Here is a 12969-nt window from a genome sequence, read left to right as displayed (position 1 = left end):
GGATCGATCCCCGCCTGAAGCCAACCTGCCGCGCGTGCCCCAAAAGGCTGCCGGCCAGCGGCCGGCACTACCGTGTGCGACTGTCGGCGGGGCCAAGGCCCATCTCTCAACACAGTTGCTACAGGGACGTACTTGCGGCGTGTCCTGCCCAGCCGCACCCTCCGCCTCCCAACGTATCAGGAAGGCGCTGCTTTGGCTTTGGCTTTGGCTTTGGCTTTGGCTTTGGCTTTGGCTTTGGCTTTGGCTTTGGCTGCGGCTCTGGCTTCGAAAAGCGGGCCGGCGGGCCGCAGGCCCGCCAGCGACACCCTCACCCGGCGACGATGTACTGCTGCAGCTGATCCAGCTCGCGCCGCTGCGCATCGATCACCGATTTCACCAGGTCGCCGATGGAAATCACCCCCAGCACCTGCGCCCCCTCCACCACCGGCAGGTGGCGGATGCGGTAATCGGTCACCAGCTGCAGGCAGTGCTCTACCTGTTCGCCCGGGGAGACCGTCACCACCTTCGCCGTCATGATCTCGGCCACCGCCGTATCCCGCGACGAACGATCACGCAGCACGATCTTGCGCGCGTAATCGCGCTCCGACAGGATCCCGACCAGCCGCGGCCCGTCCATCACCAGCACCGCGCCAATGCCCTTTTCCGCCATCAACCGGATCGCATCGATCACCGCTGCATCCGGCGCGACCGCATGTACTTCAGGAGACTTGCCGTCCAACAGTTGCCGTACCGTGGTCATCTGCCTGCCCTCCGAGGGTGGGTTGCAGGGCCGAGTCTGCCACGGACGATGCTAGCCACGCGTCAACCAGGTACAACGGGCGCTGCTTGGATTCCTCGTACAGCCGTCCCAGGTACTCACCGATCAGGCCCAGGGCGATCAACTGCACCCCGCCCAGGAACAGGATCACCGCCATCATCGTCGGCCAACCCGCCACCCGGTCACCGTACAGGGCCGCCTTGGCGATCACCCACACACCGAATACGAAAGCAACCGCCGCCGTTGCCAGGCCCATGTAGGTCGCCGCCCGCAGGGGAACGGTCGAGAAGCCGGTGATTCCTTCCAGCGCGAAGTTCCACAGCCGCCAAAGGCTGAACTTGCTGGAGCCGGCCACGCGCGCGTGACGGTGGTAGGGCACGGCAATCCGCTTGAATCCGACCCAGCTGAAAAGACCCTTCATGAAGCGGTGGCGTTCACGCATCTCGCGCAGCGCGCTCAGCGCGCGCGGCGACAGCAGGCGGAAGTCACCGGTATCGGCAGGGATCGGCGTGCGTGACAGGCGACCGATCACCCGGTAGAACGCCGCCGCCGTGGCGCGCTTGATCCAGGCCTCGCCATCGCGGGCCATGCGCGTGCCATAGATGTTGTCATGGCCTTCGCGCCAGCGCGCAACGAACTGCGGCACCAGTTCCGGCGGGTCCTGGCCATCGGCATCCAGGATCATCGCCGCGCCTTCGCGCACCAGATCCAGGCCGGCAGTCAGCGCAGCCTCCTTGCCGAAATTGCGCGACAGCTTCAACGCCGATACGCGCGCGTCGCCCTGCGACAATCCTGCGATCACCTGCCAGGTCCCGTCGTGGCTGCCATCGTCCACATACAGGATGTGGCCATCGATGTCGGGCATACCATCGAGCACCGCGCACAGCCGTGGATGCAGCAGCGGCAGTGCCAGGGCCTCGTTGTAGGCAGCGATGACAAAAGTGAGCCGTTCGCGGTTCATGCCCGGATTGTACGTTGCCGGCGCGCACACGACCCGCCGCCTGCCGATCGCAGCGCGCCCGCCTCAGTCCTCCGACAGATAGGACGCGCCGCCCAGCTGTCGTGCCTGGCGCTGGATCCATGCCGCGCGCCGCTGCACGTACGGCCCTGGCTTGGCCGCGTTGTAGCGTCGCGGTGCCGGCAACACCGCCGCCAACCGCGCACTCTCGGCCGGACTCAACCGGGCCGCGTCCTTGCCCCAGAACGTCTGTGCCGCTGCCTGCGCGCCATAGACGCCATCGCCGAACTCGGCGATGTTGGCGTACATCTCCAGGATGCGTTCCTTCGGCCACAGTGCTTCGATCAGCACCGTGTACCAGACTTCCAGGCCCTTGCGCACCCAGCTGCGGCCCTGCCAGAGGAACAGGTTCTTGGCGACCTGCTGGCTGATCGTGCTGGCACCGCGCAGGCGCCCGCCCTTGGCATTGTGGTCGCGGGCCTTCTCGATGGCCTGCAGATCGAAGCCATTGTGGTCGGGGAAGCGCTGGTCTTCGGCCGCCACCAGCGAGATCGGCAGGCTGGGCGCCATCTGGTCCAGATCGCGCCACTGGTAGTGCAGGCGATAGGACCAGTCGGCCTCGCCCAATGCCTCGCCATAGCGCCACAGCATGACCGTGGATACCGGCGGGTCGATGAACCGCAACACCAGTACCTGCAGGCAGCTGAAAGCGGCCAGCAGCAGCGGCAGCCAGAGCAGCCGTTTCCAGCGCCAGCGCCTGCGGCGCGGGACTTCCGCGATGGCCTCCACCTTGTGCTGCTCTCCCCCTGCCCCCATTACTGGTGCATCCTTCTTCTATCTGGTTGTCGGCGCATTATCCGGCAACCGCCCTCGTTTACGCGCGATGTGAGCCGATGACCGCCAACCCCGATTCCCTGATCCGCTTCCTGCTTCCCGACGCTGGCGTCCGTGGCGTCCACGTGCGCCTGCAGGCCACCTGGCAGGAGATCCTGTCCCACGCCGCGTACCCGGATACCGCCGCCGAACTGCTCGGCGAGGCCTGCGTGGCCTCGGCGCTGTTCACCGGCCACACCAAGATCGATGGCCGCCTCTCGATCCAGCTGCGCAGCAGCACCGCCCTGCGCACCCTGTTCGCCGAGTGCACCGCCGCCGGCACCCTGCGCGGCATTGCCCAGCTCAGCGAGGGCGCCGATGCGCCGCGCGAACTGTCCAGCCTGGGTGATGACGCCCTGCTCGCGATCACCATCGAGAACCCGGGCCTGGACCCGCGCGAACCGCAGCGCTACCAGAGCCTGGTCGCGCTGACCGCACCGGAGCTGGACGAGGCCTTCGAGGATTACTTCCGCCAGTCCGAGCAGCTGCCGACCCGCTTGCTGCTGGCCGCCGACCGCAATGGCGCCGCCGGCCTGCTGCTGCAGAAGCTGCCGGGCGACGAGGGCGACGAGGACGGCTGGGCACGTGCCAGCGCCCTGTTCGAGACCCTGGGCAAGGCCGAGCTGCTGGCGACCCCGGCCGAGCAGCTGCTGCACCGCCTGTTCCACGAAGAGAAGCCGGAACTGATGGGCGACAAGCCGCTGTCCTTCGCCTGCTCCTGTTCCCGCGAGCGGGTCGCATCGATGCTGCAGTCGCTGGGCGAGGACGAGGCCCGTGCCGCGGCCGTGGACACCGGCGCGGTCGAGGTCCGTTGCGAATTCTGCGGGCGGGAGTATCACTTTCCTTTGACGGAGTTCGGCATACTGTTCCACGGTGCCGAGGGGACTGTACCGGCGCCTGAACGGCTTCAGTAAACGGCTTGTCTTGCATCTGGGGGGATCAAGGCTTGTTAAGAATTCATAAACACCCTAGGATCAAGTTCCCGTCTCTGCGGGAACTTCCGTTGTCCGTCCCTGTCTGAACTGGTCCGATGCGTACCTTCCTGCGTCTACCGCTGGCCCTGCTGATCGCCCTTGGCGCGATCACGGGCGTGCACGCGCAGAGCAAGGACACCCGGACCGTGCTGCCGGTGTGGAACAAGGGCAGCGGCAAGGTCGAGGCCCTGCTGTACCTGGAGCCCACGGGTGAACAGGCCGCCGGCGCCCGCTGGCACTTCGGCCGCAACTCGCTGGATGCGGCCTTCGGCCTGTCCTCCGGCGATTCACTGGGCCTGCTCTGCAACAGCAGCAGCGGGACCAGCATGAGCGGCCTGGCCAGTCATTGCATGCTGGCCAGCCTGGGTGACGACGACGACCTCAACAGCCGCCGCTTCACCGGCACCGCCGCGCTGAACCGCGGCAACAGCCGCCTCGGCATCACCGCGGGTACCGGCCGTGAAACGCTGCCGGCGTGGCTGTCCGGCCCGAACAAGACACCCTCGCTGCGCGCCGAGCAGAACGACCTGACCGTATTCGCGCAGAAGAACATCGGCCGCGAGGGTTTTGTCTCGATTGCCGGTACCTACGCCAAGGCCCGCCTGGTACCGCTGGCCGACGCCGCGCCGTCCATCGTCGACCGCTGGGACAGCAAGAGCCTGAGCATCGGCGCCGGCTACGGCAACTTCACCGGCAGCATCATCGGCCGCGTGATCGACGTACCGGGCAAGCCCGGCAAGTGGGAAGGCCTGGGCATCGGCCTGACCTGGCGTACCCCGTGGTCCGGCCAGCTTACCGTTGGCGCCGAGAACGTGATCAGCCGCGGCAAGAATCCGTTCTCCCCACGCAATGAAAGCAACGACGACGGCACCGTGCCGTACGTGCGTTACGAACAGGATCTCTGACCCCACCACGCGGGTCTTCCTGCAGTGACTCCTCCCGGGCGCCGAAAGGCGCCCGTTGCATATGCGCGATCGTGATACACGTCAAGCGCTTTTCGACGAATTGGATACCGCGCAATTCATGTCGACATACTGCGATACACATCAATGGAAACTTTTTTCATCACTTTGCGCTAACAAACGAGACATTGTGATCGCAGATGCAATTCAACTCGTTGATTTTAGTCATTAATTTTCATCTTTACCAAAAACACAGACTTGATTAACGCAGCTTTAATTCTTGGCGAACGCCCGCTACTATCGGCTCAGCCCTCGCGATTTGGGAGCGCTTTTCGCTCCCCCGCCGGGCATTAACCCAGCCAAGATTTCTTGGAGAGAGAGAGCCAATGAATTTCCAGTCCAACAAGCTGCGCGATGCCGTTCTGGTCGCGCTCGTTGCCGGTGTGGCGTCCACTGCCACCGCCCAGGCTCAGGAAGCGACCAACCTTGACCGCATCTCGGTCACCGGTTCGCGCATCAAGAGCACCGACATCGAAACCTCGCAGCCGGTCCTGAGCCTGACCCGCGCCGATATCGAAAAGCAGGGCGTGACCTCGGTCGCCGACATCCTGCAGCGCGTTGCCGCCAACGGTGCCGCCCTGAACCGTACGTTCAACAACGGTGGTGATGGTTCGGCCGGCATCAGCCTGCGCAACCTCGGTTCTGCGCGCACCCTGGTGCTGGTCAACGGCCGCCGCTGGACCACCGGCCTGGATGGCAGCGTCGATCTGAACACCATCCCGACCGCGATGATCGAGCGCATCGACATCCTGAAGGACGGTGCATCGACCATCTACGGTTCGGACGCGATCGCCGGCGTGGTGAACATCATCACCAAGCAGAACTTCGATGGCGCGGAAGCCAACTTCTACAAGGGCCAGTACAGCGCTGGTGACGGCGAACGCGAAGCGGCCGACTTCACCATCGGCACCACCACCGACCGTGCGTCGGTGATGCTGGGTGTCTCCTACGTGAAGGAAGACAAGGTCATGGCTGGTGATCGCAAGATCTCTGCCGGTGGCCCGCCGTTCTTCGACGGCCAGAGCAGCACCGGCATGCCGGGTTCCTACCTGCGCAATGACGAACGCTATGTCCAGATCAACGGTGTGGAAACGCCGTTCAACGCCAACGCCCACGGCTACAACACCGCACCGGACAACTACCTGCTGACCCCGCAGGAGCGTACCTCGCTGTTCGCATCGGGCTCGTACAACGTCACCGACAACATCACCTTCCGCACCGAGGCGATGTACAACGAGCGCAAGTCCGAGCAGCTGCTGGCTGCCATGCCGGTGACCGGCATGGACCTGAGCAAGGACAGCATGTACAACCCGACCGGTGAAGACCTGACCGGCGTCAACCGTCGCTTCAACGAGAGCGGCGGCCGTTCGTTCAACCAGAACGTCAAGAACTGGCACTTCTACGGTGGTTTCGAGGGCTTCTTCGAATTCGCCGACCGCAACTTCGACTGGGACGTCGGCTACCGCTACGACAAGACCGACCAGAACGACCTGACCTATGGCCTGTTCAACCTGGCCAACCTGCGCAACGCTTATGGTCCGTCCGAGCTTCGTGGTGGCGTGCCGGTGTGCGTTACCGCTCCGGGTGGCGACATCATCCAGGGCTGCGTACCGGTCAACGCGCTGGGTCCGGAAGGCTCGATCAGCCAGGGCGCCATCGACTACACCTCGTTCACCGCCCACGACTCCTCCAGCCTGGTGTCCAAGGGCTACTACGCCAACATCTCCGGTGAAATCGCCCAGCTGCCGGCAGGTGCCCTGGCGTTCGCCGCGGGCTACGAGTACCGCAAGGAATCCGGCCAGTTCGATCCGGACGCCTTCATTGCTGCGGGCCTGAGCACCGGCAACGGCGCCAAGCCGACCAAGGGCAGCTATGACCTGGACGAGTTCTTCCTGGAACTGTCGATCCCGGTGCTGGCCGATCTGCCGGGCGCCAAGCTGCTCGACTTCAGCGCGGCAACCCGCTACTCGAAGTACAGCAACTTCGGCAACACCACCAACAACAAGTTCGGCTTCCGCTGGAAGCCGATCGACGACCTGATGATCCGCGGTAACTACTCGGAAGGCTTCCGCGCGCCGAGCATCAGCAACCTGTACGCGGGCGACGGCGACTCGTTCGAAACCTACGCTGACCCGTGCGCGGCCGCCAATGGCCCGACCGGTGCAGTGCTGGCGCAATGTATTGCCCAGGGTGTTCCGGCTGGCTTCGTGCAGCCCAATACCCGCGACGATGATGGCGTGCCGCAGTCCGGTGCCGCCCAGACCGCCGAACCGTTCACCTGGAAGTCCAACCCGAACCTGAAGCCGGAAACCTCGACCAGCAAGACGCTGGGCCTGGTGTGGAGCCCGAGCTTCGTGACCGGCCTGAACGTCACCCTGGACTGGTGGCAGATCAAGATCGAGGACGCCATCACCCGTCCGGCGATCCAGGACATCATGAACTACTGCTACGGCGGTTCGCCGGCTGAGCAGGCAGCCTACTGCGGCCTGATCACCCGTGACCCGACCTACGGCACCACCGCCGAGCACTACACCATCACCAACGTCAACATGCCGCTGCAGAACCTGGCATCGTACAAGGTGGAAGGCTGGGATCTGGGCATCCTGTACCGCCTGCCGGAAACCTCGTTCGGCCAGTTCACTGTCACCCTCGACAGCACCTATCTGAGCAAGTGGGAAACCAAGGCCACGGAAGACTCGCAGGTCGAAGGTCGCCAGGGACGTTACCTCGACCAGGATCCGTACTGGCGCATCCGTTCCAACCTGTACGTCGACTGGTCCTATGGTGATTTCGGCGTCAACTACGGCCTGCGTTACAAGTCGGGGATGACCGAGTCGTGCCTGCTGGGTGGTTCGCTGCGCAACTACTGCTCGGATCCCGAGAACCGCGAAAACCACATGGGCGCCACCACCTACCACGACGTCCAGTTCCGCTACAACACGCCGTGGAAGGGCACCATCATGGTCGGCCTGAACAACGTGTGGGACAAGAACCCGCCGGTCTCGTACTCGACCTCGTACAACATGTTCGACCCGCAGTACGACCTGCCGGGCCGCTACATGTACATGCAGTACAAGCAGAAGTTCTGATCGATCCACTGATCAGCTGATGCAGCAACGGCCCCGCAAGGGGCCGTTGTTTTTTGTGTGTTCCAGCAGTGTTCCAGGTTGCGGCAGCACCAACGGAAAAGGCCGCGGCATTGCCGCGGCCTTTCTGTACTCAACGCAGCAACAACGCTCAACCGTTCGGAATCAGCGTCTCGATGAGATGCTCGACATAGGCTTCGAAATCCTCGCGCGCCTGCTTGGGCTGCTGCAGCTGCAGGGACAGCTGCAGGAAGCCGACATAGGCGGCGTAGGCCAGGCGTGCGCGATGGCGTGCATCGGTCGAGCTGAGCCCTGCCTGGCGGAACGAGGCGATCAGATAGTCGAGGCGGCGCTGCGACACGCGGTCGATCACCGGCCGCACCATCGGATGGTCCAATGCCTTCAGCAGCTCGCTGTAGATGATGTGCGGCTGCACTTCATGCGCCACCATCTGGAACAGCTGGCGCAGGCGCACGCGCGGGTCCGGTACGTCTTCCAGGCTGCCGAACACCTGTTCCTGTTCGAACAGTTCCCAGCGTTCCAGCGCGGCCTGCAACAAGGCGTCACGCGAGGGGAAATGCCAATAGAAACTGCCCTTGGTCACGCCGAGTCGCCGCGCCAGCGGTTCCACCGCAACGGCGCCTACGCCTTGTTCAGCAATCAGGTCGAGGGCCGCCTGGGCCCAGTCTTCGGCACTCAGGCGGCTGTTGCGGCCGGCGCGCGGTTCGCCGGCGGAAGCGTCAGGTTGATTCATGGGCTGATTTAACCATACGCCGGGGTTCGTTGCAGTACGCCGTTGCGGTCGAAACCGTCAAAGGCCTCTCCTGCAGGCCTGTCGCACTGCACCATACGATGCAGTATTGACTTCCCTCACAGGCGATCCATACTAGCAAGTATGGTTACATCCCCTACTCCCGCTGCGTTCCATGACCTGCGCCTGGAGGCGGCCCATGGCGCCCGCCTCGCCGCCACTGCCAGCGACCACGGTCGCCGTGGCCGGGTGCTGTTCGCGCACGGCTTCGGCCAGACCCGTCATGCCTGGAATGCCACCGCGCGTGCCCTGTCTGCAGCCGGCCTGCAGACCCTGGCTTATGACGCACGCGGCCACGGCGATTCGGACTGGAATGCCGCCGACCTGCCCTACCACGGCGAACAGTTCGCCGATGACCTGATCGTGCTGGCCGGCGAGCAGCCGCGCCCGCCGGTGCTGGTCGCAGCCTCGATGGGCGGCCTGTTCGGCCTGCTGGCCGAATCGCGCTGGCCGGGCCTGTTCTCGGCGATGGTGCTGGTCGACATCACCCCGCGTTGGGATACCGCCGGTGTTGAACGCATCCTGGCCTTCATGACCGCCCATCCCGACGGCTTCGCCTCGCTCACCCAGGCCGCCGACGTGATCTCGGCCTACATGCCGCACCGCCCGCGCAAATCCGAGCAGTCGCTGCGCGCCCTGCTGCGCGAGGACGGCCATGGCCGCTGGCGCTGGCACTGGGATCCGCGACTCGTGGCCGAACTGGCCCGCGACAGCGAGCAGCACCAGGATGCACTGGCCGAGGCCGCGCGGCAGGTGAAGTGCCCGCTGCTGCTGGTCAGCGGCGGCCGCAGCGACCTGGTCACGCCGCAGACCGTGGCCGAATTCCTGGCGTTGGCGCCGCACGCGCGCCATGTACAGCTGCCGCAGGCCACGCACATGGTCGCCGGCGATGACAACGACGCCTTTACCGCTACTGTGTTGGACTATCTGGACGTGTTGCCCGCAGCAGACGCTGCGGCTTCGTCCGCCACAAACGAGCACGTCACCGGAGCACGCTCATGAGCATCGTTCTTCCCTTCCTCGCCCTGCTGCTGGCAGGCGCGTTCGTCGCCTACCACCGCATGCGGCTGGTTACCTGGACGCTGATCAGCGTGGCCCTGCTGGCCGCCTGCTGGTTCATTCCCTACGTCAACCAGACCGCCACGATCGTCGCGGCCGCCGTGCTTGCCGTCATCGCCGTGCCGCTGCTGCTGCCGTTCATCCGCAAGCCGCTGCTGACCGGCCCGATGATGAAGGTGTTCCGCAAGGTGCTGCCGCCGCTGTCGCAGACCGAGCGCATCGCGCTGGAAACCGGCTCGGTCGGCTTCGAGGGCGAACTGTTCACCGGTGATCCGGACTGGAACATCCTGCTCAACTATCCCAAGCCGCAGCTGACCGCCGAAGAACAGGCCTTCCTCGATGGCCCGGTGGAAGAGCTGTGCACCATGGTCAACGACTGGGAAATCACCCACGTCCATGCCGACCTGCCGCCGGAGCTGTGGGCCTTCATCAAGAAGAACAAGTTCTTCGGCATGATCATCCCGAAGGAATACGGCGGCCTGGGCTTCTCCGCACTGGCCCACCACAAGGTCATCCAGAAGCTGGCCTCGGTGTCTTCGGTGGTCAGCTCCACCGTCGGCGTGCCGAACTCGCTGGGCCCGGGTGAACTGCTGGTGCATTACGGCACCCAGGAACAGAAGGACCAGTACCTGCCGCGCCTGGCCGATGGTCGCGAGGTGCCCTGCTTCGGCCTGACCGGTCCGTTCGCCGGTTCCGACGCCACCTCCATTCCGGACTACGGCATCGTCTGCAAGGGCGAGTGGAACGGCGAGCAGGTGCTCGGCGTCAAGCTGACCTTCGACAAGCGCTACATCACCCTGGCGCCGGTCGCATCGCTGATCGGCCTGGCCTTCCGCATGTACGACCCGGATGGCCTGATCGGCGATACCCGCGACATCGGCATCACCCTGGGCCTGCTGCCGCGCGACACCGCTGGTGTTGAAATCGGCCGTCGCCACTTCCCGCTGAACTCGACCTTCCAGAACGGTCCGATCCGCGGCAAGGACGTGTTCATTCCGTTGACCCAGCTGATCGGTGGCGCAGCCATGGCCGGCAAGGGCTGGAACATGCTCAACGAGTGCCTGGCCGTGGGCCGCTCGATCACGCTGCCGTCCACCGCCAGTGGCGGTGCCAAGGCCGGTGCCGCCGTCACCGGCGCCTACGCACGCATCCGCAAGCAGTTCGGCCTGTCGGTCGGCCGCTTCGAGGGCGTGGAAGAAGCGCTGGCCCGCATCGGCGGCAAGGCCTACAAGATCAGCGCGCTGTCGCAGGCCACCGCCGCGGCGGTCGACCGTGGTGACGTGCCGTCGGTGCCGTCGGCGATCGCCAAGTACCACTGCACCAACATGAGCCGCGAGGTGATCTCGGACATGATGGACGTGATCGGCGGCAAGGGCATCATCCTGGGGCCGCGCAACTTCGCCGGCCGCAGCTGGCAGGCCGCGCCGATCGCGATCACCGTGGAAGGCGCCAACATCATGACCCGCAGCCTGCTGATCTTCGGCCAGGGTGCGATCCTCTGCCACCCGTGGGTGCTGAAGGAAATGAAGGCCGCGCAGGATCCGGACACCCGTGCCGGCCTGCAGGAGTTCGACCGCAGCCTGTTCGGCCACATCCGCTTCGGTATCTCCAATGCCGTGCGTTCGTTCTGGTTCGGCCTGACCGGCGCGCGCTTCGGCGCCGCCCCGGGCGACGCCTATACCCGCCGCTACTTCCGCAAGCTGGACCGTTACTCGGCCAACCTGGCGCTGATGGCCGATATCTCGATGATGACCCTCGGCGGCAAGCTGAAGTTCAAGGAATCGCTGTCAGGCCGCCTGGGCGATGTGCTGAGCCACGTCTACATGACCAGCGCCATGCTCAAGCGCTACCACGACGAAGGCGCACCGCAGGCCGACCAGCCGCTGCTGGCCTGGGCCTTCCATGACAGCGTGCACAAGATCGAGGAATCGCTGTCGGCCGCGCTGCGCAACTTCCCGATCCGTCCGATCGGCTGGCTGATGTGGGCGCTGATCTTCCCGCTGGGCCGTCGTGCCGAGGCTCCGGGCGACCGTCTGAGCCGCCGCGTCGCCGCCCTGCTGATGGCGCCGAACGAAGCGCGTGATCGTCTGGCCAGCGGCGTGTTCCTGACCCCGTGCGAGAACAACCCGGGTGGCCGCATCAACAGCTACCTGAGCAAGGCGATCATGGCCGAGCCGGTGGAGCGCAAGTTCCTCAAGGCGCTGAAGAGCAAGGGCATCGAAGCGCTGGACTTCAAGGCCCAGCTGGACGAAGCCGTGGCCGAGGGCGTGATCACCCAGGACGAGCGCAGCCTGCTGGAAGAGCTGCGCACGCTGACCCTGGACACCATCACCGTGGACGATTTCGACACCCACGAGCTGCGCGCGGCCAGCTACTACGACCGCCAGCACAAGGATCCGCATTCGCAGGCGGCCTGATTGCCCGCGACACGCGTTGCCTTCGACGGCGGGCCTCGGCTCGCCGTCGTTCTATCCGCCGACCGGAAACCGATCATGTCCACGCCCCTGCTTTCGCTCTACCACCGCCTGCAGCGCTGGCCCGCCGGCAACTGGCTGTTCTCGCGCGCGGTCTGCTTCAAGGCGCCCTACTTCGCCAGCATCGCACCGCGCATCACCCGCCTGGAACACGGCCGCTGCGAAGGCACGCTGGCCGATCGCCGCAAGGTGCGCAACCACATCGGCACGGTGCATGCGATCGCGATGTGCAACCTGGCCGAGCTGACCGCCGGGCTGATGGTGGACGCGTCGCTGCCGAAGGGCATGCGCTGGATCCCGAAGGGGATGCAGGTGCAGTACCTGGCCAAGGCGCGTGGCACGCTGCAGGCGGTGGCGCTGCCGGCACAGCCGATTGTGGTCGCGGCCGAGGGCTATGCGCTGCCGGTGACGGTCAGCGTGCGCGACCGCGCGGGCACCGAGGTGTTCAGCGCGATCATCGACATGTGGATGTCGCCGGCAAAGTAGTGTCCCGGCGAACGGCGCAGCCCCTCGTGGGTGGGCGGCGAAAGCGGTTTATCGGTTGGGCCGGAGGGATGGGGCCGGGCGGGGACGCCGCAAGTACGTCCCTGTAGGCTTAGCCGCGCCATCCATGGCGCGGATACCCCGCCCGGCCCCACCCCTCCGGCCTCTGACAGATCTCTGCGGCGTCCACCACGCAAGAGAAAAAAGAAGAGCAGAAGCAAAAGCGGCCCAATGGCCGCTTTTTTCATGCGCGCAGAGCCCACGAGCGCAGCGACCCGCTGTTGCTCTTGATCTTCTTTTTTCTTCTCCGTGGGCTGGCCGCGCACGGAACCTGTCTGAGGCCGGGCGGGTTGGGTTCGCGGGGGTGTCCGCGGCATGGATGCCGCGGCCAAGCCTTATCTGATGGAAATCTGGCAGCGTAGGTGTCGAGAGCCGGCGTGGGCCGCCGTACGAGCCTGGATCTCGACGATCGCCATGTAGCTTGGCGCCCACGCCGGAATCTCCCTTGATCCGCCCGAACAGTTGCTGGAGC

At 65.3% G+C, this 12969-nt stretch carries 10 protein-coding genes; 6 read left to right on the top strand and 4 right to left on the bottom strand.

Annotation, left to right across the window (positions count from 1 at the left end):
• Positions 1–307: 307 nt before the first annotated feature.
• The 3 genes from AC5QAH_RS21140 to mtgA form a co-directional block, all read right to left on the bottom strand.
• Complete coding sequence (locus AC5QAH_RS21140) at positions 308–739, bottom strand: CBS domain-containing protein (RefSeq protein WP_019336409.1); 432 nt, start codon at positions 737–739, stop codon at positions 308–310.
• A complete protein-coding gene (locus AC5QAH_RS21135; protein WP_049454375.1) occupies positions 699–1718 on the bottom strand; it encodes a glycosyltransferase in 1020 nt (339 codons plus the stop codon). Before AC5QAH_RS21135 ends, AC5QAH_RS21140 begins: the two co-directional genes overlap by 41 nt.
• A 63-nt stretch (positions 1719–1781) precedes the next feature.
• Complete coding sequence (mtgA, locus tag AC5QAH_RS21130) at positions 1782–2531, bottom strand: monofunctional biosynthetic peptidoglycan transglycosylase (protein WP_010482738.1); 750 nt, start codon at positions 2529–2531, stop codon at positions 1782–1784.
• A gap of 77 nt (positions 2532–2608) precedes the next feature.
• On the opposite strand from mtgA, the gene hslO reads away from it, so the two are divergent.
• From hslO to AC5QAH_RS21115, 3 genes are all read left to right on the top strand, one after another.
• The gene (gene hslO / locus AC5QAH_RS21125) at positions 2609–3502 is read left to right on the top strand and encodes an Hsp33 family molecular chaperone HslO (RefSeq protein WP_495232551.1); all 894 of its coding nucleotides are present in this window, start codon (positions 2609–2611) and stop codon (positions 3500–3502) included.
• A gap of 116 nt (positions 3503–3618) precedes the next feature.
• Positions 3619–4467, top strand: a complete 849-nt coding sequence (locus AC5QAH_RS21120) for an XOO1806 family protein (protein WP_010482736.1) — start codon at positions 3619–3621, stop codon at positions 4465–4467.
• Between the two features lie 383 nt (positions 4468–4850).
• Entirely contained in the window at positions 4851–7613 is a 2763-nt protein-coding gene (locus AC5QAH_RS21115) for a TonB-dependent receptor domain-containing protein (RefSeq protein WP_049454381.1), read from the top strand.
• Positions 7614–7761: 148 nt separating this feature from the next.
• Here AC5QAH_RS21115 and AC5QAH_RS21110 read toward each other — a convergent pair whose 3' ends face one another.
• Complete coding sequence (locus AC5QAH_RS21110) at positions 7762–8364, bottom strand: TetR/AcrR family transcriptional regulator (protein WP_006464233.1); 603 nt, start codon at positions 8362–8364, stop codon at positions 7762–7764.
• 141 nt (positions 8365–8505) lie between these two features.
• On the opposite strand from AC5QAH_RS21110, the gene AC5QAH_RS21105 reads away from it, so the two are divergent.
• The 3 genes from AC5QAH_RS21105 (at position 8506) to AC5QAH_RS21095 (ending at position 12440) form a co-directional block, all read left to right on the top strand.
• Positions 8506–9423 carry an alpha/beta fold hydrolase gene (locus AC5QAH_RS21105; RefSeq protein WP_043399152.1) on the top strand — a complete coding sequence of 306 codons (918 nt, stop codon included), beginning with the start codon at positions 8506–8508 and terminating at the stop codon, positions 9421–9423.
• On the top strand, positions 9420–11897 hold the full coding sequence (locus tag AC5QAH_RS21100) for an acyl-CoA dehydrogenase (RefSeq protein ID WP_043399155.1): 2478 nt from the start codon (positions 9420–9422) through the stop codon (positions 11895–11897). Before AC5QAH_RS21105 ends, AC5QAH_RS21100 begins: the two co-directional genes overlap by 4 nt.
• Before the next feature lie 75 nt (positions 11898–11972).
• Positions 11973–12440, top strand: coding sequence for a hotdog fold domain-containing protein (locus AC5QAH_RS21095; protein WP_049481837.1), 468 nt, complete (start codon positions 11973–11975; stop codon positions 12438–12440).
• Positions 12441–12969 lie beyond the last annotated feature (529 nt).

It is taken from the genome of Stenotrophomonas sp. YJH_SMC_43 (assembly GCF_059372535.1).
Note: the sequence above shows the minus strand (reverse complement) of the source record. Positions and strands in the feature narration are given on the sequence as shown.

Excerpts from the sequence above, each read along its gene's own strand:
- AC5QAH_RS21140 (WP_019336409.1), bottom strand. The coding sequence starts at position 739 with ATGACCACGGTACGGCAACTGTTGGACGGCAAGTCTCCTGAAGTACAT.
- AC5QAH_RS21135 (WP_049454375.1), bottom strand. The coding sequence starts at position 1,718 with ATGAACCGCGAACGGCTCACTTTTGTCATCGCTGCCTACAACGAGGCC.
- mtgA (WP_010482738.1), bottom strand. The coding sequence starts at position 2,531 with ATGGGGGCAGGGGGAGAGCAGCACAAGGTGGAGGCCATCGCGGAAGTC.
- hslO (WP_495232551.1), top strand. The coding sequence starts at position 2,609 with ATGACCGCCAACCCCGATTCCCTGATCCGCTTCCTGCTTCCCGACGCT.
- AC5QAH_RS21120 (WP_010482736.1), top strand. The coding sequence starts at position 3,619 with ATGCGTACCTTCCTGCGTCTACCGCTGGCCCTGCTGATCGCCCTTGGC.
- AC5QAH_RS21115 (WP_049454381.1), top strand. The coding sequence starts at position 4,851 with ATGAATTTCCAGTCCAACAAGCTGCGCGATGCCGTTCTGGTCGCGCTC.
- AC5QAH_RS21110 (WP_006464233.1), bottom strand. The coding sequence starts at position 8,364 with ATGAATCAACCTGACGCTTCCGCCGGCGAACCGCGCGCCGGCCGCAAC.
- AC5QAH_RS21105 (WP_043399152.1), top strand. The coding sequence starts at position 8,506 with ATGGTTACATCCCCTACTCCCGCTGCGTTCCATGACCTGCGCCTGGAG.
- AC5QAH_RS21100 (WP_043399155.1), top strand. The coding sequence starts at position 9,420 with ATGAGCATCGTTCTTCCCTTCCTCGCCCTGCTGCTGGCAGGCGCGTTC.
- AC5QAH_RS21095 (WP_049481837.1), top strand. The coding sequence starts at position 11,973 with ATGTCCACGCCCCTGCTTTCGCTCTACCACCGCCTGCAGCGCTGGCCC.